Annotated in this window: 15 protein-coding genes; 9 read left to right on the plus strand and 6 right to left on the minus strand. The window is 36.9% G+C overall.

Going from position 1 to position 26704, the window contains the following annotated elements; translation table 11 throughout:
* Positions 1 to 10: 10 nt before the first annotated feature.
* Positions 11 to 3136, minus strand: coding sequence for a SusC/RagA family TonB-linked outer membrane protein (locus ACODST_RS00365; RefSeq protein WP_488930134.1), 3126 nt, complete (start codon positions 3134 to 3136; stop codon positions 11 to 13).
* 345 nt (positions 3137 to 3481) lie between these two features.
* Between ACODST_RS00365 and ACODST_RS00370 the strand changes: the two genes are divergently transcribed.
* The gene (locus ACODST_RS00370; RefSeq protein WP_488930135.1) at positions 3482 to 6352 is read left to right on the plus strand and encodes a triple tyrosine motif-containing protein; all 2871 of its coding nucleotides are present in this window, start codon (positions 3482 to 3484) and stop codon (positions 6350 to 6352) included.
* 34 nt (positions 6353 to 6386) lie between these two features.
* On the opposite strand, the gene ACODST_RS00375 is transcribed toward ACODST_RS00370, so the two are convergent.
* A complete protein-coding gene (locus ACODST_RS00375; RefSeq protein WP_488930136.1) occupies positions 6387 to 7673 on the minus strand; it encodes a UDP-N-acetylmuramoyl-tripeptide--D-alanyl-D-alanine ligase in 1287 nt (428 codons plus the stop codon).
* A gap of 117 nt (positions 7674 to 7790) precedes the next feature.
* Positions 7791 to 9476, minus strand: a complete 1686-nt coding sequence (gene gldJ, locus ACODST_RS00380; RefSeq protein WP_488930421.1) for a gliding motility lipoprotein GldJ — start codon at positions 9474 to 9476, stop codon at positions 7791 to 7793.
* Positions 9477 to 9689: 213 nt separating this feature from the next.
* Here gldJ and porU point away from each other — a divergent pair, with 213 nt between their 5' ends.
* The 6 genes from porU to ACODST_RS00410 all read left to right on the plus strand — a co-directional run bounded on the left by porU (position 9690) and on the right by ACODST_RS00410 (position 20075).
* Positions 9690 to 13526 carry a type IX secretion system sortase PorU gene (gene porU / locus ACODST_RS00385; protein WP_488930137.1) on the plus strand — a complete coding sequence of 1279 codons (3837 nt, stop codon included), beginning with the start codon at positions 9690 to 9692 and terminating at the stop codon, positions 13524 to 13526.
* A 42-nt stretch (positions 13527 to 13568) separates the two neighbouring features.
* The gene (porV, locus tag ACODST_RS00390) at positions 13569 to 14777 is read left to right on the plus strand and encodes a type IX secretion system outer membrane channel protein PorV (RefSeq protein ID WP_488930138.1); all 1209 of its coding nucleotides are present in this window, start codon (positions 13569 to 13571) and stop codon (positions 14775 to 14777) included.
* Between the two features lie 71 nt (positions 14778 to 14848).
* Positions 14849 to 15331 carry a cytidine deaminase gene (gene cdd / locus ACODST_RS00395; RefSeq protein WP_488930139.1) on the plus strand — a complete coding sequence of 161 codons (483 nt, stop codon included), beginning with the start codon at positions 14849 to 14851 and terminating at the stop codon, positions 15329 to 15331.
* Between the two features lie 158 nt (positions 15332 to 15489).
* Positions 15490 to 16488 carry a pyruvate dehydrogenase (acetyl-transferring) E1 component subunit alpha gene (gene pdhA, locus ACODST_RS00400; RefSeq protein WP_095928018.1) on the plus strand — a complete coding sequence of 333 codons (999 nt, stop codon included), beginning with the start codon at positions 15490 to 15492 and terminating at the stop codon, positions 16486 to 16488.
* Between the two features lie 4 nt (positions 16489 to 16492).
* Entirely contained in the window at positions 16493 to 18136 is a 1644-nt protein-coding gene (locus tag ACODST_RS00405; RefSeq protein WP_488930140.1) for a dihydrolipoamide acetyltransferase family protein, read from the plus strand.
* Between the two features lie 91 nt (positions 18137 to 18227).
* Positions 18228 to 20075 (plus strand): hydrolase/aminopeptidase, encoded by a 1848-nt coding sequence (locus ACODST_RS00410; RefSeq protein ID WP_488930141.1) that lies wholly within the window; start codon positions 18228 to 18230, stop codon positions 20073 to 20075.
* 82 nt (positions 20076 to 20157) lie between these two features.
* Here the strand turns inward: ACODST_RS00410 and ACODST_RS00415 are convergent, their stop codons facing one another.
* Positions 20158 to 21399 (minus strand): glycosyltransferase family 4 protein, encoded by a 1242-nt coding sequence (locus ACODST_RS00415; RefSeq protein WP_488930142.1) that lies wholly within the window; start codon positions 21397 to 21399, stop codon positions 20158 to 20160.
* 113 nt (positions 21400 to 21512) lie between these two features.
* Here ACODST_RS00415 and ACODST_RS00420 point away from each other — a divergent pair, with 113 nt between their 5' ends.
* Together ACODST_RS00420 and ACODST_RS00425 are read left to right on the plus strand one after the other, a co-directional pair.
* Complete coding sequence (locus ACODST_RS00420) at positions 21513 to 22094, plus strand: MiaE family protein (protein WP_488930143.1); 582 nt, start codon at positions 21513 to 21515, stop codon at positions 22092 to 22094.
* Positions 22095 to 22140: 46 nt separating this feature from the next.
* Positions 22141 to 24903 (plus strand): AsmA family protein, encoded by a 2763-nt coding sequence (locus tag ACODST_RS00425; RefSeq protein ID WP_488930144.1) that lies wholly within the window; start codon positions 22141 to 22143, stop codon positions 24901 to 24903.
* 108 nt (positions 24904 to 25011) lie between these two features.
* Here ACODST_RS00425 and ACODST_RS00430 read toward each other — a convergent pair whose 3' ends face one another.
* Positions 25012 to 26304 carry a hypothetical protein gene (locus tag ACODST_RS00430; RefSeq protein WP_488930145.1) on the minus strand — a complete coding sequence of 431 codons (1293 nt, stop codon included), beginning with the start codon at positions 26302 to 26304 and terminating at the stop codon, positions 25012 to 25014.
* 121 nt (positions 26305 to 26425) lie between these two features.
* Positions 26426 to 26686 (minus strand): 50S ribosomal protein L27, encoded by a 261-nt coding sequence (rpmA, locus tag ACODST_RS00435; protein WP_012023622.1) that lies wholly within the window; start codon positions 26684 to 26686, stop codon positions 26426 to 26428.
* Positions 26687 to 26704: the final 18 nt, after the last annotated feature.

Below are 26704 nucleotides of genomic sequence, written 5' to 3' on the forward strand. Positions count from 1 at the left end.
ATCTCTAATTTTAAAATTGTAAATTAACCCCTAACATCAAAGTTCTAGCTTGTGGATAATATCCTTTATCAATACCAAAAACTCCTCCACCAATTTCCGGATCGTAACCGCTGTATTTTGTGAATGTAAATAAATTCTCTCCTGTTAAATAAAGTCTAACTTTTGAAAGCCCTCCTTTTGAGATAACATCGCTTGGCAGACTATATCCAAGTTGAACTGTTTTGATTCTCACATAATCCCCATCTTCTAAATAAAAATCGGAAGCGTTTGAAAAGTTTTTATTATCATCAACACTAGATATAATTGGATATGAATTTGTAGATCCTTCTCCGGTCCAACGACCTAAAGCAGAGGTTTGGAAGTTAGCTGTATTGATGTCCAGACGACGTAATCCCTGAAAAATTTGATTTCCTACTGCACCTTGTGTAAATACTAATAAATCAAAATTTTTGTAATCTAAATTAACCGTAAATCCAAATGTATATTTTGGAAGTGGATTTCCAATAAACGTCTTGTCATCATCTGTAATTGTTCCATCACCATTAGTATCCTGCCATCTAAAATCTCCAGGTTTTGCATTTGGCTGAATTAAACCTCCTGAAGCGTTTGTATAAGCAGCAATTTCTGCCTGATTTTGAAAAATTCCCTGAGTTCTGTATCCATAAAAAGAATTATAAGGCTGACCAACTTGTGTTCTGGTTACTGCGCCCATATTTTGGAAAGAGGCATCTCCCGAAATATATTGAATCCCTTTCCCTAAGTTAGTTACTTCATTTTCTAAATAAGAAATATTCCCGCTTAAGCCTAAATTAAACTGACCTAATTTTTTACGGTAAGAAAGTTCTATATCAATACCTTTGTTCTGCATGTCAGCAACGTTTGCAGAAGGTCTTCCTGTACTACCAATATGACCTGGCAAGTCAATATCCTGTAAAATACCAGTCGATTTTTTAACATAAAAATCTGAAGTTAAGGTAAAATCATTAAAGAATGTAATATCAAAAGCTACGTTAGCCTGACTTGTTTCTTCCCATTTTAAATCTGGATTCGCTGGTGCATTTGGGCTGCTACCTACAACAACAGAACCTTGGTTTCCTATAGTATAATTTCTTCCTGTACCAATAGTTGGTAAAAATTTGAAATCACCAATTGCATCACTACCTGTAATACCATAACCTCCTCTAAACTTCAATTGTGTTACTACATTATTCTGAGGCCAGAAACTTTCTTTACTCGGAACCCATCCTAAAGAGAATGATGGAAAAGTTCCGTATTTATAATTTTGTCCAAAACGAGACGAACCGTCACGACGAACAATACCAGTTAATAAATATCTTTCTTTGTAATCATAATTTAATCTCGCAAACAACGATGTTACTTTATGTTCATAACCATTATATGCAGAAGCTGTAATTTTATCCTTTGGATGTCCATTAGGAAATGTTGCATCATCAAAATTAGTAAAAGGTATGTCATTATATGTTACTGTAGTCCCAGACGTGATATTGTCTACATAGGTACCTTGTCCAACTAAAACTGAAAAATTGTGATCAGCGATTTGTTTTGCATAAGAAACTGTATTTTCAATATTCCATCCAAAACCTTTGTTCGTACCTCTAGTTAAATTATTAACCGCATTTATGGTTGCTGAGTTTAAATAAGATACCGGAGTAAAACTTTCTGATCCCCAATACGCCAATTTACCTCCCAGCGTAGTTCTAAATTTTAAACCCTTAATTGCCTCTACTTCTAAATAAGCATTCCCAACAAAATTGTCAGACCACCCATAATTTCCTAATCTCGTTTGAATATAGGCCAGAGGATTACTCATTTCCTGAGTTACAGTACTAGAAACTCCGTAAGGATTTCCGTTAGCATCTCTCAAAATACCAGGCTGATTATATGGTGATGCATTTGCTACAGCCGGATCGGTAACTACTGCTGGTGTAAGCGGATCTAAATTGATTGCCGAACTTAATGGTCCGCCATATTCATTATTAGTATTTCCGATTCCAACATTTTTTTCGTGAGAATATCCTAAAGTCTGACCAAAAGTTAAACCTTTTACAATTTTATGTGTAGAGTTTAAACGAATGTTTTTTCTGTTGTAATTTGATATTGGAGTAGCAACGATACCTTCCTGATCTAACAATCCGAAAGACGCATAAAAAGTAGATACATCATTTCCTCCTGACAAACTTAGTTCATGTCCCGTTCTTTGAGCACTGTCATTAAAAATAACATTTTGCCAATCAGTTCCCTCTCCATACGATGATGGATTCTGATATGGAAGTTGATATGGTTTTTGAGGATCTATTGTATAGCCATTTGCATATCTTTCATTCATTATTGTAGCATACTCTGTAGCATTCAATAAATCCAATTTTCTGGCTGCTTTAGAAAAACCAGTGTAACCATTATAATTTACACTCATTTTTCCAGACTTACCTTTTTTAGTTGTAATAAGAATTACCCCTGCCGCAGCTCTGGCTCCATAAATAGCCTGAGATGCTGCATCTTTAAGAACCTCCATAGAAGCAATATCTGATTGATTTAAGAAACCAATTCCTCCTGAGTCAACAATTACACCATCTACAACCCATAATGGCTCATTATTTCCAAATGATGTTATACCACGCACTCTGATTGTTGAAGAAGAACCTGGCTGTCCTGCATTTGCTGCGATTGTTACCCCGGAAACACGACCTTGTAATGACTGCTCCACTCTGGTAATTGGCAGGTCTTCTAAATCTGCTGCTTTTACACTGGAAATTGCACCCGTTACCACTGATTTCTTTTGAGTACCATAACCTACTACTACAACCTCATTTAATGATTGTGACTCCGGTTTTAACTGAATCGTGATTTTTGTTCTTCCGTTTACGGCTTCGCTAACTGTTGCGTACCCTATAAAAGTCACTGTCAAAACTCCGTTTGACGGTGCCTGTATCTGGAATTTTCCATCAAAGTCTGATGCCGTCGACTTTGTTGTACCTTTTAACACAACGGTTGCGCCCGGAACCGGCATTCCACTTTCATCACTTATCATTCCATTTACTGTGACATCCTGAGCCACAGCTATAACCGAGAATAATAAAGACGAAACACAAAAAATAAGTAATTTTGTTAATTTCATTTTTCTAAAAATTTTGGTTAATTAATTAGTAATTTGATGCAATAATAATGTTATTTTTTTACTATCAGCATTTAAATTTCACTACAAAAACACATCAAACTAAAATTTATTACATTACAAAAACACATCATTTTTTTTATAATAATTTAATAATCAATATTTTAAAAACAAAAAATAAGATGTTATCAAAATGTTAATTGCAAAAATAAACACTACAATAATATAAGATTGCGTATTTTTATAAACGAAATGTTTATCTACATCGTGATAGTAGCGAAAAAAATTTCATAAATACCTAAAAACAAACTATTTAACCACACAAAAACAAAATAAAACGAATAATTAATGAAATTAGCAAAATCTTATTTTTATATTACTTTTTTTACATTATTCACAATCAGCCTTTTTAGTCAGGTAAAAAACATTGGACTTCCGGATGTAAGAAATTACAAGCGAAATGAATACAAAGGAGGCACTCAAAACTGGAATATAGATCAGGATAAAAACGGAAACCTGTACTTTGCCAACAACAACGGTCTTTTGCAATTTGACGGGTCTTCCTGGAAAAAATATCCTTTGCCTAATCTAACGTCTGTGCGCTGTTTAAAAATTGATTATACAGGAAAAATATACGTAGGCGGCTACAATGAATTTGGTTATTTCCAGCCAGATGACAAAGGCAGACTACAATACACTTCACTATCCAAAAAAGTAGACAAAAACAAAATCAAGATTATAGACTTTATCTGGAAAATACACTCCTTTAACAAACAAACCGTTTTTCAGTCTTTTGCCAGGGCCTACATTTATAAAGACGACAAACTAACTATCCTAAAAGCACCAAAGCGTTTCCAGTTTTCGTTTGTAGTGAATAACAAACTTTATTTCCAGGATGAAGAAAAGGGAATCTTAGAATATAAAAACGGGCAGTTATACGCTTTGCCCAATACCACCATTCTGAACAACACAGAAATCTGGGCAATGTACTCGATAGGTAAAGACAAAACCTTAATTATAACACTGGAGAAAGGATTGTTTATCTATGAAAACAATACGATAACGCCGTGGAATACTGAAGCCAACGGCTTTGTAAAGAAAAACAACTCTTTAGGAGGTGTTATCATCAACAATAAATTCATTGTGCTGAATTCGGTTCTGGACGGCATCATTATCTGTGATTATAATGGTAAAATAATTCAGCATATCAACCGAAAAAAAGGATTACAGAACAATACCGTATTAACTTCTTTTATAGACAACAAAAACAATCTGTGGCTGGGACTCGATAACGGTATTACATTTATAAACGAGAGCTCTCCTTTTACTTATTTTGGATTTAGTTATGATCTCAGTACCGTTTATGCTTCTGTAGTACATCAGGGAAATTTATACGTTGCTACTAACCAGGGTGTATTTTACCATGCCTGGAACAATAGCTTTAAAGAGGACGTTTTTAAACTGGTTGAAGGAACTACGGCACAATCCTGGAATGTCCAGGTTGTAGACGACGAATTACTGTGTGCCAATAACAGAGGTGCTTTAGTTATAAAAGGAGGAAAAGTAACCCGTATTATTGATTCGAAAGGATATTTTGGCTTTAAGAAAATTCCAAATCATCCGGGCTATTTTATAGGATCTAATTATGACGGATTTGCTGTTTTCCAAAAAACAGCAAATGGCTTGTCATTTAAAAATCAGGTAGCAGGTTTTGACAAATCATCCAACAGTTTTGAGCTTGACCATTTGTATTTATGGCTTAAAAAAGATGAATCTATATATCAAATGGCTTTAAGCAGTGATTTAAGACGCTTTTCGAGCATCAAAAAAATAGACCAGCTGGTACCTCAATTTAAAAACATAGGAAGCATCCAGAAAATTGACGGAAAAATATACTTTCAAACCCACAATCACTTTTACAAATACTCTGAAGAACAGGAAATATTTTACGAAGACAAACATATAAGCGCTTTATTCAAAAATATTCCCGTCATCAACGCTTTAAGTCAGGATTCGCAATCTAATTTGTGGTACGCTTATGATGAATCACTGGGCGTATTAATGAAAGAAAACAACAAATACAAAAACATTGTAGCCCCTTTTTCTAACCTTACCGGAAATCTGGTTAGTAATTATCTCTCTGTAAACACCATCGATTCAAAGAATATCTTTATTGGGTTAACAGATGGTCTTGCACATTATGATTCTGAACTGCTAACCAATTTTGTAACAAAACCCAAAGCCTTTATCCGCAGCTTTTCGTTTCCGGGTGACACTATTATTCTTGGAAACAATCAAAACAAAATTGAAAATATACGTATCCCGTACGCTTCTAATCATGTTCGCTTTACCTTTTCGTCGCCAACATACGAAAATCTCGAAAACGTACAGTTTTCGTACCAATTAGAGCCTTTTGATGACAAATGGAGTAACTGGTCCAATATTTCAATTAAAGAATATACCAACTTAAGAGAAGGCGATTATGTAATGAATGTAAAGGTTCGCAACAGTTATGGTGTTCAGTCTGAGCCTTCAAAAATTTCTTTTACAGTTTCACCGCCCTGGTACCGCCATTTCCTCGCTCTTATGATGTATTTTATTCTGATAATCGTAGCTATTTACGTGATTTCTAACCGAATCAAAATGAAAATCAGAAAAAACAAGTATTATGAAACCATAGAACAAAGAAGACTTTATCTGGAAAAGGAATCTAAGATCAGACAGGAACAATATGATCTTGAAAAAGAAATTGAAAAACTTAAAAACGATAAACTCCAGATAAAAATCCTGGCCAAAGACAAGGAACTGGTAAACAACTCCCTGCAGGTTGTAAAGAAAAACAAGATTCTAAACGGAATCATACACAAATTAAAGGAAATTGATATTGAAGCATTAGACGACTCGACTAAATTTCAGGTAAGCAAGCTTAATAAAAGTATTGTAAAGGAAGTGAACACAGACAAAAGCTGGAAAGACCTCGAAAAACACATTAAAAACGTGCATTTCGAGTTCTTAAAACGATTAAAAGAAAAATACCCGACTATTTCACCCCGCGAACTGGATTTATCGACTTATTTACTAATGAATATGTCTACAAAAGAAATTGCCGAAATCATGAATATCTCCACGGGCGGTGTTGAATTAGCCCGTTATCGCCTGAGAAAGAAACTCGGTCTGAACAAAAAAGAAAACCTGATTGGTTTTTTAATGAGTATCTAAACAAAAAGCCCTTTCGTAATGAAAGGGCTTTTTGTTATAAGATATATTCTAAAGTTCGCTCCAGAGCCATTCCCCTGGAACCTTTTATCAATATCGTATTGTTATCAAAACGAGTTGTCTTTAAAAAACCAGCAAAGGCCTCAAAAGTCTCAAAAAACTGCACGAACTCATTCTCTGATCTGTTTTCATAAAAAGATTTACCAATTAAATAACAAATAGATTCTTTTTGATTCAGCAGCGAATCAGCTATTAATTTATGCTCCTGCCTGCTCTCTTCACCAAGCTCAAACATATCGCCCAAAATCATAATTTTATTCGAATTTTCTAACTGCAGAAAATTAGCAATAGCCACTGCCATACTACTCGGATTTGCATTGTAAGCATCCAGAATAATCTCATTCGATCCTTTCTTAAGAAGCTGTGAACGATTATTTTCCGGGATGTAATTTTCAACAGCTGTTTTTACTGCAGCATTTTCAACTTCAAAATATTTTCCAATCGCGGCGGCGGCATTAATATTGTTAGCATTATAAAGTCCTATTAAATGCGATTCTATTTGAAAATCAGCATAGTCAATAACAACAAAAGGATTGGCCTCAATGCTTTTAATGGTAAGATCTGCATTCTCTTTATTAATTCCAAAAGTAAATGACGTAATCCCCTCTGATCTTTCAATCTGAACAGGGTCTTCAAGATTTACAAAAGCTGTTTTATTATTCGCGGCCAAATACCGGTACATTTCACTTTTACCTTCAATTACGCCCTGAACACCTCCAAAACCTTCTAAATGTGCTTTCCCGAAGTTGGTTATATAACCATAATCCGGCTGGGCAATTTCACATAAAAAAGCAATCTCTTTTTTATGATTAGCCCCCATTTCTACAATCCCGATTTCAGTTTCGGCAGTAAACGAAAGCAGCGTTAATGGAACTCCAATATGGTTGTTTAAATTACCAATCGTTGCTTTTGTTTTAAACTTTTGGGACAAAACAACATTGATAAGCTCTTTGGTTGTTGTTTTTCCATTACTTCCGGTAAGCGCTACGATTGGCAGTTTTAAATACGTGCGATGAAATTTAGCCAGCTCCTGAAGGGCTTCAAGACTGTTTTTTACCAGTATTGTTCTTTCATCAATAAAATAAGCCTCATTATCGATTACCACGTACAAAGCCCCTAAATCAAGTGCCTCTGCTGCAAAGGTATTAGCATCAAATTTTTCACCTTTAATAGCAAAAAACATAGACCCTTTCTCAATTTTTCGAGTATCAATTGAAAGGGAACTGCATTTTAAAAACAAGGTGTGAATTTCCTGAATATTCATTTATATATTTTTTACAGACCATAAAAATAGAAAAAAGCAATAAAAAAATTCCAAATTCCACACTGAAAAATTCAGCATTTGGAATTTGGAATTTCTATGTTTGAAATTTTCTAAACCTTAGTTTCTTGGTGATTTTCTTCTTTCAGTTTTAGCACCAACTCTTGACATTGCACATCGGAATCCAATGTAATCTGTTGCCATATCCTGAGGGAAATATCTTCTTTGAGCAGGATCCAGCCAGTAAGCTCTGTCTCTCCATGAACCACCTTTATAAACTCTTACTTTATCATCAATTAAAGTAGTACGCTTGCTGGAGTTATCATACTTTCTGATCATTTTACCTAAACTATCAGTGGTTACATTATGCTTAGGAGAATTGTACATTGCCTGATCAGCTTTAGGTCCTGACTCTGAATCTCCAAAGTCAAAGAATCTTGATGATTGTTTATCACCATCTCTGTAGTTGATATTGTCACTTGTACTGAAGTTTTGTCTCAAATACGTTTCCTGCTCATCAACCGGAACCTGAGCGATTTCTCCTGGAAGGTTTCTCGCAATAACTTTACCGTTGCTTAAAGTATCGTATTTAATTGAAGCTGTAGTAACGATTTCAATTTTACCATCTTTACCAATCTTGTTTTTAGCGTATTGGTTACCTCTGTAGTAGTTAAAGTCGTTTGCTTCGTTGTCGATAATAGGTCTGTAAACGTCAGCAACCCATTCTGCTACGTTACCCGCCATATCGTATAATCCGAAATCATTTGGCGCATAACTTTTTACAGCATTTGTAATATCGGCACCATCATCAGACCATCCTGCAATTCCACCGTAATCACCATTTCCTTGTTTAAAGTTCGCCAATTGATCACCTTTGTTTTTACGTTTTGCAGAACGTGTGTAATCTCCTGACCAAGGGTATTTCTTTTGACCTTTATAGATATTATATTCTCTCTGCCCAACATCAGCTGCCGCTGCATATTCCCATTCTGCTTCGGTAGGAAGTCTGTACTCTGGCAAAATTACACCAGATGAACGTTGTGCATATACATTTTTTTCTTCTGGCACTACACCATCTTTTCCTGCTTTAGGTCTTCTTCCGGTTGGGTTTTTCTTTAGAACAAGTTCTTCATTTCCACCGTATGTTGTAGTTGGAGAAGCTAAATACGTTTCTGTATTAAACAAACTTTCAGCACTTACATCGTTTGTTTTAGCTCCTTTTTTAAGATATCCGTTTTTTTCTAAAACAGCCTCGTTTACACGGTCTGTTCTCCATTTACTAAATTCAACAGCCTGAATCCAGTTAACCCCTACTACAGGATAGTTAGCGTAAGACGGATGTCTTAAATAGTTATTAGTCATCGTTTCATTATAACCTAAACGATTTCTCCACACCAAAGTATCAGGTGATGCTCCTTCGTAAATATTTTTGTAATTTTCTTCTGTTGGAGGGAAAACTTTCTTTAACCACTCAAGGTATTCTAAGTACATACCATTGGTAACTTCGGTTTCGTCCATATAGAATGACTGAACGTGTTGTTGAGTTGGTGTGTTATTCCAATCGTGCATAACATCATCCTGTACTTTACCCATAGTAAACGTACCTCCTTCAACAAAAACTAAACCAGGTCCTGCCTGTTGTTTTTTTCCTGCATTTCTAGCAGCTGTTCCGTTCTGACTATCTACATCCCAGCCAGTTGCTCTCGAAGCGTGAGAGGAACTTGATTTTTTGCTACAACTAGCCGTGCCCAACATCAATACCATTGACATCATTAATTGCAAGACTACAATTTTGTTTACTTTCATACTCATTCTTAGGTGATAAATTTAGGTGCTGCAATATAATAATTAACATTTAATTAGCAACATCTGTTCTCATAATTTTATTTAGCTGTTGTTTATCAGAAAATAACCTATAGTTACGAACGCAAAAATATACTTTTTATTATTTACTGTAACATGAAATACTATATTTTTACTTACTAATTTTATTTTAATTAAATTTCGTTTTTTTAACAAATGAAACAGCTCCTGATTCTATATATTTTCCTATTACCTATACTCTCATTTTCCCAGATAAATGGGAGCTTCACGCTTGATTGGCAGAACAAAAAAGAGATGAATTACGGCGATAGTAAAATCATAATACCAAGCTTTTCCGGAAACAGTTTTCGCTTTGATATTACAAAGAAAAACATAAGTTTACTGCTTAATTTGAATCAGTCTAACGTCGCAGACAACAGCTCACTTGTAATTTCCAGTGTGAATTATGAGACTATTTCAAGGGCCGATTTAGGAGATTTATCCGCCGCAGATATCCCGGACAAACTTAACGCATCGTTAAAAATCAGCACCGCAAGAGACCTGAAACACACTTTTATCTCTCTTAACCCCATAATTAAAGAAGGAAACAGCTTTAAACGTGTCCGTTCATTTTCTTACAATATCACAACTTCAGCAGCCAGAAGCAGCAGCACTTCTGCCTTTCAGAAATCAGCCGCTATCAGCAATTCAGTGCTGGCCTCCGGAGACTGGTACCGTTTTTATATTGAAAAATCAGGTGTTTATAAAATAACGCGCTCATTTTTACAAAGTCTGGGCTTTGATCCCTCCAAAACAGACCCGAGAAAAATCAAAATTTACGGAAACGGAGGACAAATGCTTCCTTTAGCCAATAATGCCGATTATCCGGAAGACCTTACAGAAAATGCTATTCTGGTAATTGGAGAAAACGACGGCACTTTTAATAATGAAGATTACATTCTTTTTTATGCTGAAGGAACAAACGGCTGGAATACCGAAAGCCAGACAAACCTTAATTTATACGCCGACAGATCTTATTACTACATCACTTCTTCGGGCAGTGACGGAAAACGAATTACAGATCTAAACCAGCCTGCAGGCAGCACCACACTGCAGCTGACTACTTTTGACGACTATCAATTTCACGAAGTAGACAAAACAAGCATTGCCCATGCAGGCCGTCAGTGGCTGGGAGAATCGTTTGAGATTAATCAGGAACAGGAATTTGAATTCAGTTTCCCCAATCTGGACACTTCTGTACCTGTCAAAATTGAATTAAATACCGCAGCTGCTGCTTTCACCGCTACTTCTTTCATGGTTTCGGCTAACGGACAAAACATTGGCAGCATAAATATCGGCAGCATATCAACCAGTTCTGAGATTAAATACCTTAACGGACAACTTGCTTCAGGTACAAGCTTTACGGGAGCAGAAAACATAAAAATAAAACTTACCTATAATAATAATGGCGTACCCGGATCCAAAGGTTATCTGGACTACATTAATCTTACCGCAAAAAGAAAACTTTCAGGCACCGGCAGGCAATTTGGGTTTCAGTACAATCTGGCAGGTTCATCTATCGGCATTGTCAATTACACTTTTGTAAATGCTGCCGGAATTTCTCAAATTTGGGATATCACAGACCTATATAATGTATCCAAAATTGAAAACCCTAATTTAAGCATCTTTAGTTTTAAAGCCAATCTTGGTGAAATCAGAAAATATATTGCAATTGACCCTTCAGACTATTTCACACCTTTAAAAGAGAATCAGTCCAAAATAGCCAATCAAAACTTAAAAGGAACCCTTTTCAGAAACACCCAAAACAGTTTTCAGGATATTGACTATGCCATTGTAACCCCACAGGTTTTAGCTTCTCAGGCAGAAAAACTGGCAAACTTTCACAGAACCTATTCCGGCTTAAATGTAAAAGTCATTTCACTTGAAAACATCTATCAGGAATTCTCATCGGGAAAACAGGACATCGCAGCCATCAGGAACTGCATCAGATACATTTACAACAATGCATCGGCACCCGAGAAAAGAATTAAATACCTAAACTTGTTTGGAGACGCTTCATTTGATTATAAAGCCCGAATCTCAAATAACACCAATATTGTACCTATATATCAATCTTTAACCAGCAACACAAACGGAGAAGCTTCTTTTGCTTCTGACGACTTTTTTGGCTTAATGGATCCTGGTGAAGGAATTGTGATTCCGTCTGCTGGAGGAATTGATATTGCCGTAGGACGAATGTTAGTTTCAGATAACGCACAGGCAGGAGAAATGGTCAACAAAGTACTTGAATATCACGACACTAAATCCTATGGAAACTGGCGTAATAATATTGTAATGCTCAGCGACGATTCAGATCAGAGCTCCGATGCCTCATTACAAAACCGCCAGAATAGTTTAGCCGATTTAATCAGCACCGAAAAACCTTTTTTAAATATTGACAAAATCTATTTAGACTCCTATACTCAGGAAGCCTCGGCCGGAGGATCCCGATATCCGAAAGCAAGAACCGATTTTTTCAATGCTTTTGAAAAAGGCGCTTTAGTCTTTAATTATCTGGGGCACGGAGGCGAAGATGGCCTGGCAAGTGAAAGAATCTGGGAAAAATCAGACGGACAAAACCTGAACAACCAGTACAAGTATCCTTTATTTATTACGATCACCTGCGAATTCTCCCGATTCGACGATCCAACACGTCCAACTGCCGGCGAATACACCTTCTGGAATCCTCAGGGAGGTGCAATTTCAATGTTAACAACTATAAGAGCAATAGGTCAGTTTAATGCCGAAAACTTTAACGATAATCTAAGCAAAAACCTCTTTTCTTATGGTTCCAATCAATACAACAGTATTGCCGAGTCACTTCGAATTTCAAAAAATGAAACTCCAAGTTCTGCCAGTAATGTAGTGGTATATATTGGAGATCCGGCTTTAATGCTGGCAATCCCAAAACCGCGGATTAATCTAACAAAAGTAAATGATATTGTGATTTCGCAGCCGATCCCTGATTTCAAATCCCTCTCAAAAATCAAAATTTCAGGTGAAATTACAGATGAAAACAATATCCTTTTAAGTAATTATAACGGAGAATTGGCTACTGCTATTTTCGATAAAACAATCACCACTTCCACCCTCAATAATGATGGATATAGTCCTGCAATGTCATTCAAAACTCTTGGAGAGACCATATTCAGGGGAAATGCTTCTGTAACCAACGGTCAGTTTGAATTCAGCTTTGTCGTACCAAGGGATATCCGTATTCCGGTTGACAACGGACGTATTAGTTTTTATGCCAAAAAAAATCAGGCATTAGAAAACCAGACTGGTTATAACACCGCCATCAAAATTGGCGGAATAAATGAAAATGCCCCACAGGACAATATAAGTCCAAAAGTGAAGTTATATATGAACGACGAAACTTTTGTATCTGGCGGAATTACGAATGCCTCCCCTTTTCTTTTAGCCTTTTTGGAGGATGAAAACGGGATTAATACAGCCAGCGGAATTGGTCACGACATTATAGCTGTGCTAGACGGAGATGTCAGCAATCCTTATATTTTGAACGATTATTATCAGACAAAATTAGATGATTACACTAACGGAAATTTACGTTTCCCGTTAAGAAATTTATCCACAGGACTGCATACCATCACCTTTACAGCATGGGATGTTTACAACAACCCGGTAACAAGCGAAATACAATTTGTAGTGGTGGGTGATGAAGAATTAGCGCTAACACATGTTCTTAATTATCCAAATCCGTTTTCAACCTATACGCAGTTCTGGTTTACCCATAACAGACCTTACGAACCATTGGATGTTCAGGTACAGGTTATGACTATTACCGGGAAGGTAGTATGGACAAAAAACCAGGTAATAACAACAGAAGGTTTTTTATCAAGAGAGATAACCTGGGACGGAAGGGATGATTTTGGAGACCGGATTGGAAAAGGAGTATACATTTACAAACTTACCGTTAAATCCAATTTAACAAATAAAAAAGCAGAAAAATACGAAAAATTGGTCATTCTATAATAATCTATATATTTGTAAAATAAAACACCATTATCCCCACAAATGAGAAAAATATCACTTTTATTAATTTGTTTATTTGTTATTTCATTCGCCAAGGCTCAGAACATTGAGCGGCCAATTACAACAGGAGTTCCCTTTTTATTAGTAGCAGCCGATGCAAGGGCGGCCGGTTTAGGAGATCAGGGTGTCGCCACTTCCACAGATGCTTTTTCCCAGCAGTGGAATCCGGCGAAATACGCTTTCGCGGAAGACGCACAGGGACTTTCTATCAGTTACACCCCTTATTTAACAGACCTTGCCAATGACATTTCTCTTGGACAATTAACTTACTATAACAAAATCAACTTCAAAAGTGCCTTTGGGGTAAGTTTTCGTTATTTTGGTTTCGGAGGAATTGAATTAAGAGAAACCGGAGATCCTAATGAAGCCACGAGAGAAGTAAACCCAAATGAACTGGCCCTGGACGGATCTTACTCTCTAAAATTAAGCGAGACATTCTCTATGGCCGTTGCTGCAAGATACATCCGTTCTAACTTAAAAATCCCGTCAGGAGAAGTCGATGCTTCCGCTGCAAGTTCATTTGCAGTAGACGTAGCTGCTTTTTACCAGTCAGAAGAAGTAGCCTATTCTGATTTTAACGGAAGATGGAGAGCCGGTTTTAATTTTCAGAATTTAGGCCCTAAAATCAGTTATGACAACGACGATTTAAGCTCCAACTTCTTACCTGCCAACTTAAGAGTGGGTGGTGGTTTCGACTTTATTTTTGATGATTATAACAAACTTGGAGTAAGTCTTGAATTCACAAAACTTTTAGTTCCGACTCCTCCAGGCTCAGGAACCCCTTATGACGCCAACGGAGATGGAGACTTTACAGATCCGGATGATATTTCCCAGTCAGAAGCCGACGCTATCAGCTACAACAAATACAAAGATACCGGATGGGTTGAAGGAATTTTCAAGTCGTTTGGAGATGCACCGGGCGGATTTAGCGAAGAAATGAAAGAGATCACCTATAGTGCCGCTGCAGAATACATGTATCAGGACTCTTTTGCAATGCGATTAGGATATTACCACGAAAGCATTATGAAAGGCGCCAAACAATTCTTCTCTTTGGGAGCAGGTTTCAAATACAACATTATGAAAATAGATGTATCCTATCTGTTCTCAGCATCAAAAGTTAAAAATCCTTTAGAAAACACACTTCGTTTCTCTTTAACGTTTAACTTTGGTGACAAATACGAAACATACTAAGTAAAAAAACATAAAAGAACACAGTAATCCAAATTCCTTACGGAATTTGGATTTTTTTTCCTTAAAATAGAATGAAAGAGATCAGCATTACATCGTCATTTACCATTTTCGATACCCTTAACGAAGTTCCTGCCGATGTACGGGACTTAATGCAGCAGGCAGTCGAAATTCGCAAAAAAGCTTACGCACCCTATTCACAATTCAGGGTCGGAGCCGCTTTACTTCTTGATAACGGAAAAGTAATTTTAGGATCCAATCAGGAAAACGCCGCATATCCATCAGGATTATGCGCAGAAAGAGTTGCCATTTTTTATGCCGGAAGCACTTATCCGGAAGCCCGGATTTTAAAAATAGCCATTACCGCGGCTTCAGACACCAACCAGACTACGGCCCCCATTCCGCCCTGTGGTTCCTGTCGTCAGTCTATTGCAGAATATGAAATTAAACAGGACACCCCAATCGAAATTTATTTTATGGGAGAAATTGGTGAAGTTTATAAATCGGCATCTCTTAAAAATTTACTGCCTTTCATGTTTGATAAAAAGTTCTTGTAAAAAAAAGCCAAAAAAGACCTTTTAAATTTTAGTTCTTAAACGGAATGTCTTATTTTTGCATCCCGACCTTTCGGGCGCAAATTTGTGGGAGGAAACTATTTTGCGGTAAAGGCACAATAATCAAAACACAAACAACTTTAGCAAAAGAAAGAATTCAGATGAAAGAAGTTACAAAAGAGGTATATTTAAAGTGGTATGAAGACATGCTGCTTTGGAGAAAGTTTGAAGACAAACTTGCAGCATTATACATTCAACAAAAAGTTAGAGGTTTTCTACACTTATATAATGGTCAGGAAGCTGTATTAGCGGGTGCACTGCACGCTATGGACCTGACTAAAGACAAAATGATTACGGCTTACAGAAACCACGTTCAGCCAATTGGTATGGGCGTTGATCCAAGAAATGTAATGGCGGAGCTTTTAGGAAAAGCAACAGGAACTTCTAAAGGTATGGGAGGTTCTATGCACATTTTCTCTAAAGAACACGGTTTTTACGGTGGTCACGGAATTGTAGGTGCTCAAATTCCTGTGGGAGCTGGTATTGCTTTCGCAGATAAATATTTTAACACTGGCGGTGTTACCATGACTTACTTTGGTGACGGAGCTGCCAGACAAGGTTCTCTTCACGAAGCTTTCAACATGGCTATGTTATGGAAACTTCCGGTTGTATTTATCGTTGAAAACAACGGTTATGCAATGGGAACTTCTGTAGAAAGAACGGCAAACCACACTGACATCTGGAAATTAGGTTTAGGTTACGAAATGCCTTGCGGACCTGTTGACGGAATGAACCCTGTAAAAGTTGCTGAAGCAATGCACGAAGCTATCGAAAGAGCGCGTCGCGGAGACGGACCAACTTTCCTTGAAATGAAAACGTACCGTTACAGAGGACACTCTATGTCTGATGCACAATTATACCGTTCTAAAGAAGAGGTTGAAGAATACAAAAAAATCGACCCAATTACACAAGTTCTTGACGTAATCTTGGATCAAAAATATGCTACACAAGAAGAAATCGAAGTAATTGACCAAAGAGTTAAAGACTTAGTTGAAGAGTGTGCGAAATTCGCTGAAGAATCTCCGTACCCAGACTTACAACAATTATACGATGTAGTATACGCACAAGAAGACTATCCATTTACACCTCATAAATTATAATATCATGGCGATTAAAGTAACAATGCCTCGTTTGAGCGATACTATGACTGAAGGAACGGTAGCAACCTGGCTTAAAAAAGTAGGCGACAAAGTAAGCGAAGGCGATATCTTAGCTGAAATCGAAACAGACAAAGCAACAATGGAGTTCGAATCTTTTAACGAAGGAACTCTTTTACATATCGGAATTCAAGAAGGAGAAACTGCTCCTGTTGATTCATTATTAGCCATCATTGGTAAAGAAGGAGAAGATATTTCTGCTCTTTTAGCTGGTGGTGATGCTCCTGCTGCCGAAGCACCAAAAGCGGATGCTCCAGCTGCTGAAGCAAAAACTGAAACTGCTGCTCCTGCAAAAGCAGCTGAATTACCAAAAGGTGTTATAGTAGTAACGATGCCACGTTTAAGTGATACAATGACTGAAGGTACAGTAGCAGCCTGGTTGAAAAAAGTTGGTGATACTGTAGCTGAAGGAGATATTCTAGCAGAAATCGAAACAGACAAAGCTACTATGGAGTTTGAGTCTTTCAATGCCGGAACATTATTATACATCGGAATTCAGGAAGGAAGCACTGCTCCTGTTGACAGCTTATTAGCTATCATTGGACCTGTAGGAACTGATATTTCCGGAGTTGCTGATAACTTTACTGCCGGCGGCGCTGCAACTGCAAGTGCTCCTGCTGCTGAAGAAACAAAAGCTGCTGCTCCTGCTGCCGCACAAGCTGCAGAAGCTGTTGCTGAAACTTCAAACGGAGGAAGAATTTTAGCTTCTCCATTAGCTAAAAAAATTGCTTCTGATAAAGGAATCTCATTAAATCAAGTTAAGGGATCTGGAGAAAACGGACGTATCGTAAAAAGCGATATCGAGAACTTTACTCCATCTGCACAAGCACAAACTGCTGCTTCTGCTCCTGCTGCTAAACAAGAAGCATCTGCTCCTGCTGCACCAAAAGTATTCGTTCCTGCTGGTGAAGTTTTCACAGAAGAGATCAAAAATTCTCAAATGCGTAAAATCATTGCAAAACGTCTTTCTGAATCTTTATTCACTGCTCCTCACTACAACTTAGTGATCGAAGTAAGCATGGACGAAGCAATGCAGGCCAGAGCTGCTATCAATAGCGTTCCGGATACAAAAGTATCTTTCAACGATATGGTAATCAAAGCTTGTGCTTTAGCATTGAAAAAACACCCAAAAATCAACTCTACCTGGAAAGAAGATGCTATCATCATCAACCACCACGTAAATATTGGTGTTGCCGTAGCTGTTGAAGACGGATTAGTAGTTCCTGTACTGAAATTTACTGATGCTATGAGTTTATCTCAAATTGGCGGCTCAGTAAGAGATCTTGCCGGAAGAGCTAAAAACAAAAAATTAGGACCACAAGAAATGGAAGGAAGTACTTTTACAGTATCTAACCTTGGTATGTTTGGTATTACTGAATTCAATTCAATTATCAACCAGCCAAACTCTGCTATCCTTTCTGTAGGTGCCATTGTTGAGAAACCAGTAGTTAAAAACGGTCAAATCGTAGTTGGAAACACCATGATGTTATCATTAGCCTGTGACCACAGAACAATTGATGGTGCAACTGGCGCTCAGTTCTTACAAACATTAAAACAATACATCGAAAGCCCAGTTACTATGCTGGCGTAATCTTTGTTAATTTTATAATTAAATCCCGTTCCGAAGCTTCGGAACGGGATTTTTTGTTTAATTTTCCTCCTTAAACCCAATACTTCGTAAAATGAAAAAACTAACCCTTCTCCTTTTATTTCTTACAGCAATAGCCTGCCAGAAAAAAGAAAGCACAGAAAAATCTACAGCTGTTGTTGATGAACACAGTTATTCTAAACCAGAACTTGCTGTTGCAAAACATCTTGACCTTGACATCAAAGTTGATTTTGAGACACAAACTATTTCAGGAAAAGCATCCTGGACAATTGACAACATCAGCAAAGGAAACGAAATTATTTTCGACGAAAACACATTAAATATTACAAAAGTAACCTTAGGCGACGATGAAAAAGAAACCAAATTTGAACTTGGAAAAGACGTTGAGTTTCACGGAAAACCGCTTCATATCACTATTGAGCCAAACACAACCAAAGTAAACATTTACTACAGCACCACTAAAGACGCTGTTGCTTTACAATGGCTAAGCCCGGCACAAACTGCAGACAAAAAGAAACCTTTTGTTTTCTCTCAGGGCGAAAGCGTTTGGTCCCGTACCTGGATTCCGTGTCAGGATTCACCTGGAATTCGTTTTACTTATAATGCAAAAGTTACGGTTCCTAAAGATTTATTAGCCGTTATGAGCGCTGTAAATCCGCAGAAGAAAAATGATACCGGAGTTTATACTTTCAAACAAGACAAAGCGATTCCATCTTATTTAATGGCAATTGCGGTGGGAGACATCGAATTTCAGGCTATTGACAACAGAACCGGCGTTTATGCAGAACCATCCGTTTTAAAAAGTGCTGCTTATGAATTTGCCGAACTTGGAAAAATGGTGAATGCAGCAGAAAAACTTTACGGACCTTACCGTTGGGGACGCTACGATGTTTTGGTTTTACCTCCAAGTTTCCCGTATGGCGGGATGGAGAATCCAAACTTAACTTTTTTAACTCCTGGCGTAATTGCCGGAGATCGTTCGTTAACAAGTCTGTTAGCACATGAATTAGGTCACAGCTGGAGCGGAAACTTAGTTACCAATGCTACCTGGGACGATATCTGGTTAAACGAAGGTTTCACTACTTATGTTGAACACAGAATCGGAGAAGCAATTTTTGGAAAGAAAGAATTTGACATGCAGAATGTAATTACCAACAAAGAATTAGTTGATAATGTAGCTGAATACGGAGACACTAATCCAGATACCAGATTAAAAGTAAGCCTTACCGGAAGAAACCCGGATGACGGAATCAGTATGATTCCTTATGTAAAAGGATATTCTTTTTTAAGAGTTATTGAAAATGCTGTTGGACGTGATAAATTCGATCCTTTTATCAAAAACTATTTTGATTCACACGCTTTTAAATCCATTACAACAGAGGATTTTGTAAAATACTTAAACGACAATTTAATCAAAGGCGACAAAACCCTTGCCGACAAAATCAAACTGGACGACTGGATTTACAAACCGGGAATTCCGTCAAACATTCTTCCTGTACGTTCTCCAGAATTTGATGCCATCGATGCCATCCAAAAAAGCTGGAGAGAAACCGGCGTAGCCGGCTTAAGTAAAAAAATCACAACAACGGCCGAAAAACAGCATTTTATAGACCATCTTCCTGCTGATATTACCGCAAAAGAAATGGAAGCAATCGACAAAGAATTCAACTTTACCAAAGGCGGAAATTTCATCATCAAACGCCAGTGGTTTGTTCAGGCTATTCGCCATCAGTACAAAGCCGCAGATACCGCAATCGAACAATTTTTAATTGGAAGCAGCAGAACCGGATCAGTAACAATGCTGTATAAAGAAATGGTAAAAACCCCGGAAGGAAAAACGTGGGCAAAACAGATTTTTGACAAGGCAAAATCAGGCTACCACGCCACAACCGTTCAGGCCGTTGAAGGTGTTGTGAAATAGTTTTCAGTCTCAGTTTACAGTCTCAGTCCCGGTTTACAGTTATCAACGGACTGTGACTGTAAACTGAGACTGTATACTTAAATTACTTATTTTTCTCCTCTATCCATTTTGACATGTACATAGTACTTTTATAAGCATGATGCTGCAGCAGATTTCCCATAAAATTATGAAGACGATGACTGGCAGAATCATACAATAATACATTTACTGCCGAAAGCAGCTTATCTGCGTACTTCTCTTTTTGATAACATTCATTAATAATTGCAATACCATTTTTTTGAGATTGCTTCCAAAGATCTTTATCCTGATAAAGCAAAACCGCTTTTTTAGCATATTCAGCCGGATGATCCTCAATAAATCCATTCCATGAAAAATCAACATGCATCGCTTCAGAGCCAACCGAAGTGGTAATACTAGGCGTTCCGCACTGCATAGCTTCCAGCAATTTCCCTTTTAATCCTGCACCAAAGCGTATCGGCGCCAGAACAACTTTCGATTTTTTTACAATTTCATTGGCATCTTCTGCCCTTCCCATTATATAAAACCCATTTTTAGGCTGATGCAGCTGTAATACTTTCTGCGACGGATAAGCCCCGTAAACTTCCAGAACCGCTTCCGGAAAATCCTTTTTTATCAGAGGCCAGACCGCTTCTTTTAAATACTGCACCGTATTCCAGTTCGGTTCATGAAGAAAATTTCCAATAAAAACAAAATTTCTACGATCTTCAAACGAAGGCAGCACCAAAAGATCTTTTTCAGACATTGACTCCACTAAAAAAGGAAGATAAAAAAGCAGCTCTTCATTTATTCTAAACTGCTCCTTTAGAATCTGCATCTCAAATTCAGAAATTATCAAAGACAGATCACAGCGTAAAATACTCGCAATTTCACGTTTTGCCACTTCTTCAGACAGCAAATCCTCTTTTTTGAAATCCCTGTTTTCCTTAAAAGCTTTTTGACGGGCTGTTCGCAGACAATGCAGATCTTCAGTATCTAAAATTCGGATCGCTTTTGGGCAGTTCTCAATCACCCTCCATCCAAATTGCTCTTCAATCATAAAACGATCAAACAAAACCACATCCGGATTTAATTCGGTGACAAAATCATCGAAACTGGAAGAATTAAGTTCAATACTTTTTTTAATTACTCCAAACTCAGACAAATCAACCATAAAATTGCTGTCCTGTGCTGCGCTGGCAAAAGTAATTTCGAATCCGTTTTCCCTGAAAACAGAAATCAGCTGCATCATTCTCCCTCCTGCTGCCGAAGAATTTGGCTCGGGCCAGACAAACCCTATAATTAAAAGTTTTTTTAGCTGATTCATTGCAATTGGTTTCAACTTACAAAATAATACTTTTTTCCGCGCAATCACACGATATTTCCTGATTTTTAGTAATAAAAAACACTAATTTTGCAGAACTAAAATGCAGGGAAATTATGTTAGGATTAAAATTAGCTACAGACCCCCGATGGGTAAATATCGTCGAGTCCAATATTGAAGAAATTTTAACTGATCATGCGTGGTGCGAACAAAAAGCCGCTTCCAACGCTATCAGTATTGTAACTTATAATTCAGAACTGGAAGAGCTTGTAACCGAAATGCTTGTTATTGCCAGAGAAGAACTTGAACACTTTCAAATGGTACATAATGTTATTAAAGAACGTGGTCTTACTTTAGGACGCGAGCGAAAAGACCATTATGTAAATGAACTTTTTAAATTCATGAAAAAGGACGGAAGCCGCAGGGATGCCCTTTGCGATCGTTTATTATTCTCTGCCATGATTGAAGCCAGAAGCTGCGAACGCTTTAAGGTTCTTTCAGAAAATATTCAGGATAAAGAACTAGCTAAATTCTATCGTGATTTAATGATTTCCGAAGCCGGACATTATACTACTTTTTTAGCATTTGCCAGAAAATACCAGGACAATATCGACATCGACAAACGATGGAAAGAATGGATTGAATATGAAGGGTCGATTATTACCAATTATGGTAAAAAAGAAACCGTTCACGGATAACTACACTCTTTTTTACTCTATTTTACACTAAACACCACCATTTGTTATGCAAAAAAGTAAAACCAGATCAATCGTATTTAAAATTGCGAAGTATTTTGGGATCACTTTCGCTGTTATTTTAGGATTACTATTTTTAACACCTATCGTCTTTGAAGATCAGATTAAAGAACAAATTAAAAAAACGGCTAACGAAAGACTAAGCGCCGAACTTAATTATTCTGATGTTTCGGTTTCTTTTTTCCGTCATTTTCCTTCTCTGACCCTCACATTAGATAATCTGAGCCTTAACGGTTCGGCTCCGTACACACATGAAAAATTCATTACAGCCAAAGAAGTCTCTTTTGGGATAAATGTAGCCAGTCTTGTTTTTAGCAAGTCGGTTAAAATCGATCAGATTTATTTATCCAATTCTTTTATAAATGTAAAAGTAAATCCAAACGGAGAGGCCAATTATAATATTTACAAATCACAAGCCCAGGCTTCTCAGACAAAAGACAGCAGCGATACCGCCTTAAAACTGGAACGAATTGAAATTTTAAATAGTAAAATTATTTACGACGATAAATCGACAAACGTTCATTTTGACGCTTTCGGATTTAATTATTTAGGAAAAGGAGATTTAAATAAAGCCGTTTTTGACCTGTATTCCAAAGCAAAAATTGAGAAATTAAATATTGTTTACGACAACGAACCTTATTTAATGAACAAGAAAATTGATGCTGATCTGATTACCAAAGTCAACATTAATTCCCTTTCTTTTTTCTTCCAGCAGAACAACCTAAAAATCAATCAGCTTTTAGTCGATTTCAAAGGAAAATTTGACATCTTAAAAGACGGTTACAATATGGATTTCGTTGTTAAATCAGACAACAGCGATTTATACGATGTATTTACGGCTTTTCCGCCAAAATACATCACCTGGCTTTCCAAAACCGAATTAAAAGGAAATACCAGCCTTCTTTTAACCTTAAAAGGAAATTATATTGCTGCTCAGAACATTGGCCCCGATTTGAATTTAGACGTTAAAATAAACGATGGTTTTGTAAATTATGACAAAAGTTCTTTTCCCGTTTCAAAACTAAATCTAGATGTAAAAACACAGGTTCCGTCCCTTAATCCGGACCTTTTAACCGTAGATGCCAAAAACGTATCTTTAAACATCAATCAGGATTACATCAAATCGAAATTCTTTATAAAAGGAATAAACACACCTGAAATCAATGCCGATTTTAAAGCTAAAATTGACTTAGGAAAACTAACAAAAGCACTTGGAATTCCGGACGTGGAACTAAAAGGATCATTAGCAGGAGATATTCAGGCAAATGGGAAATTCGATCAGAAAGACAAACTTTTTCCGGTTACAAAAGGTGTTTTTAACGTAGAAAACGGCTACCTGAAAACCAGGTATTATCCAAATCCGATTACCAATATCATTATCAAATCTAAAATCGACAATCAAAAAGGCACTTTTGACGATTTGAAAATCAAGCTAAAACCAACCCAGTTTACTTTTGAAGGAAAACCATTTTTTGTAGAAGCAGATTTAAGTGATTTTAATGATCTCACGTATGATGTTAAGGCCAAAGGCGAACTCGACGTAAACCGAATCTATAAAGTTTTCTCCCAAAAAGGACTTGACTTAGACGGTTTCATCAAAGCCGATTTAGCACTAAAAGGAAAACAAAGCGATGCCGAGAAAGGCAATTACAGCAAATTAAACAATAAAGGAACTCTGGAATTACGAAATATTGGCGTTACCTCTCAATATCTTCCTAAAAAATTCATTATCAAAGAAGGTATTTTCAGGATCAATCAGGACAAAATGTCCTTCAATAATTTCTTAGCTGCTTACGGTCAGTCTGATTTTAAAATGAACGGTTACCTGCAGAACGTATTCAATTTTGCCACTACAAATACAGGAGTATTAAAAGGTTCTTTTAAAGTTACCTCCCGATACATCAATGTAGACGAATTTATGTCCAATACCACGGCAGATGCAGCTGTAACACAAAAATCAGCTTCAAAACCGGAAACAAAACCAGCTGCTAAAACTGAAACAGGCGTTATCATTATTCCGGCCAACCTGAACCTGCAGTTACTGGCAAACGCCCAAAAAGTAAATTTTGACAAGCTAAACCTTCAAAATGCAACGGGTCATCTAACCATGAACAAAGGCAGACTGACAATGCAGAACACCGGCTTTAATTTAATTGGCTGTAATGTAGCTATGAACGCTAATTATCAGGCCGTGGCACCTCAAAAAGCCAATTTTGATTACACTATAAAAGCAGCTGACTTCGACATTAAAAGAGCTTATAACGAAATAGAAGTTTTCAGAAAAATGGCCAGTGCCGCTGAAAAAGCGCAGGGACTAGTTTCACTTGATTATCAGCTAAAAGGCCGTTTAAACGGCAATATGGAGCCGGTTTACCCTTCGCTTACAGGAGGCGGAACACTTTCTGTAAAAGATGTAAAAGTAAGAGGACTGAAAATGTTCAATGCCGTAAGCAAACAGACCAATTCGGAATCCATGAAAAATCCTGATGTTTCAAAAGTCGATATTAAAAGCACGATTAAAAACAACATCATGACCATAGAGCGCTTTAAATTCAAATTTGCAGGCTTTAGACCGCGAATCGAAGGCACAACAAGTTTAGACGGAAAACTGAACCTAAAAATGCGTTTAGGGCTCCCGCCTTTAGGAATCTTTGGAATTCCTTTGACCGTTACCGGAACTCAGGACAACCCTAAAGTAAAAGTAGGACGTAAAACAGAAGATCTGGAAGAAACCAGGGACAGTGAAGACTAAATATTTGAAATTCCAAATTTTAAATCCCAAATTCCAAATTTCAAATTACTTAAAAATACAAAGCCTTTGTCACAGTTTAAAAATCTGGCAAAGGCTTTTTAATTTATATCAAACCACAAATATCAGCTTAGCAGCATATAAAATCCCCTTACCCAAAAGCCATAATAAAGCAGCAAGTCCTAATAATTTCCAAGCCCAAGAATTCCATTTTTTCCAGCCTGAAAAGAAAGAGAAAATCTCCAGATATTTTAAAATTATATAAAGACAGCTTCCCATAATCGAAAACCAGATTATTTCATTTAAACGCATTGAATAACTATACCAAAACACCAGAGCCAGAAAAAGAACAATAACAAACTGCAGATAATAATAATTTCCCGGATTGTATTTGTGATTTGCTTTTGAAGACAAAATCAAAAAGGCGATAATTTCCAGACTTATCAATGCCGCGATAACATTATTAAAAACAGCATTCCACTGCAAAACAAGAACTAAGGTTAAAATAACCGCTATAACCGTACAGCCGCCCAGAGAATTGATACTTCTATCCCTGTAACCTTCGTTTTTAAAAGGAAACAAAACCGGATAAATATATTTTTCTGCTGTACGCCAGAATGGCAAGGCATAAATAAAGGCAATCCCCGATATTACAATTTCATAATTATAAAAAACATCGGCAGGAACTTTATACAATACGTAACACAGAGCCAGTGTAACCAAAACAGCCGGCAGACAGATTGTTTTTATAGTCTCCCACGGATCTGTTCCCCAGAAATTACTTTCTATTTCTAAAACATATTTTTTGACCCGGTATTCTTTGGTAAACAAAGCCGTAGACTGACTCCATAACAAAAACAACCCTAAATGAATAATTACGGTCCGCATTACAAAATCTTCAACAGAAACTGCATAAAATACACAAGCAATTCCAACTATCAACAATTCGCAGGTCAATAATAAAGGAGAAAACAAATACCTTAAAAGAGGCTCTAAACGCTTTAAAAGAAATCCGATAAGCCAACTCCAATACTTTTTAAAAAGTGCGATAACCGCACAAATAGCGATAAATGCAGAGAGATAAAACATCCAGTTGGTCAGCAATTGTGTCTGCATCCAGATTTGAACTGCGGAGTTTTTTTGAGGTTTATAAACAACCGTTGAATTTTCAAAAATCTGTCTTGCCAGTTCATCTCTGGTTTCAGCATCGAGTTCTGCAAATTGATTTTTATTTTCCAGCCAAAAATGATCTGTTTTACAGCCGTTTCTTTTTAAAACTTCAAATTCATATAAAGTATTTCTTTGCTTTTCATTTAACAAATTTAAACGACTACTATTTTCTGAAGATGTTTCCGCATAAGCACTAAGACAGCACAGCAAAAGCATTAATAAGATCTTTTTCAAACTTTTTTATTTAAAGAGACAAAACAAATGTAAGTTTTTAAAATCTTATCAAAATGATTAAAAACAAAAAACCCGGTCTTTTCAGAACGGGTTTTTTATAAAAAGTAAATCTTTGTGATTATTATGCCTCGAATGGGATAATAGAAACATAAGATTTGTTATCTCTTTTCTTTTGGAACTTAACAACTCCAGCTACTCTTGCGTGAAGAGTGTGATCTTTACTGATGTAAACATTTTCACCTGGATTGTGTTTTGAACCTCTTTGTCTAACGATGATGTTCCCAGCAATAGCAGCTTGTCCACCATAAATCTTAACGCCTAGACGTTTTGATTCTGATTCTCTACCATTCTTCGAACTACCGACACCTTTCTTGTGAGCCATGACGTATGAGTTTAAATA

The organism is Flavobacterium sp. FG19 (genome assembly GCF_057809475.1).

Excerpts from the sequence above, each read along its gene's own strand:
- ACODST_RS00415 (WP_488930142.1), bottom strand. The coding sequence starts at position 21,399 with ATGAATCAGCTAAAAAAACTTTTAATTATAGGGTTTGTCTGGCCCGAG.
- ACODST_RS00420 (WP_488930143.1), top strand. The coding sequence starts at position 21,513 with ATGTTAGGATTAAAATTAGCTACAGACCCCCGATGGGTAAATATCGTC.
- ACODST_RS00410 (WP_488930141.1), top strand. The coding sequence starts at position 18,228 with ATGAAAAAACTAACCCTTCTCCTTTTATTTCTTACAGCAATAGCCTGC.
- pdhA (WP_095928018.1), top strand. The coding sequence starts at position 15,490 with ATGAAAGAAGTTACAAAAGAGGTATATTTAAAGTGGTATGAAGACATG.
- ACODST_RS00425 (WP_488930144.1), top strand. The coding sequence starts at position 22,141 with ATGCAAAAAAGTAAAACCAGATCAATCGTATTTAAAATTGCGAAGTAT.
- rpmA (WP_012023622.1), bottom strand. The coding sequence starts at position 26,686 with ATGGCTCACAAGAAAGGTGTCGGTAGTTCGAAGAATGGTAGAGAATCA.
- cdd (WP_488930139.1), top strand. The coding sequence starts at position 14,849 with ATGAAAGAGATCAGCATTACATCGTCATTTACCATTTTCGATACCCTT.
- ACODST_RS00365 (WP_488930134.1), bottom strand. The coding sequence starts at position 3,136 with ATGAAATTAACAAAATTACTTATTTTTTGTGTTTCGTCTTTATTATTC.
- porU (WP_488930137.1), top strand. The coding sequence starts at position 9,690 with ATGAAACAGCTCCTGATTCTATATATTTTCCTATTACCTATACTCTCA.
- ACODST_RS00375 (WP_488930136.1), bottom strand. The coding sequence starts at position 7,673 with ATGAATATTCAGGAAATTCACACCTTGTTTTTAAAATGCAGTTCCCTT.
- porV (WP_488930138.1), top strand. The coding sequence starts at position 13,569 with ATGAGAAAAATATCACTTTTATTAATTTGTTTATTTGTTATTTCATTC.
- ACODST_RS00370 (WP_488930135.1), top strand. The coding sequence starts at position 3,482 with ATGAAATTAGCAAAATCTTATTTTTATATTACTTTTTTTACATTATTC.
- gldJ (WP_488930421.1), bottom strand. The coding sequence starts at position 9,476 with ATGAAAGTAAACAAAATTGTAGTCTTGCAATTAATGATGTCAATGGTA.
- ACODST_RS00405 (WP_488930140.1), top strand. The coding sequence starts at position 16,493 with ATGGCGATTAAAGTAACAATGCCTCGTTTGAGCGATACTATGACTGAA.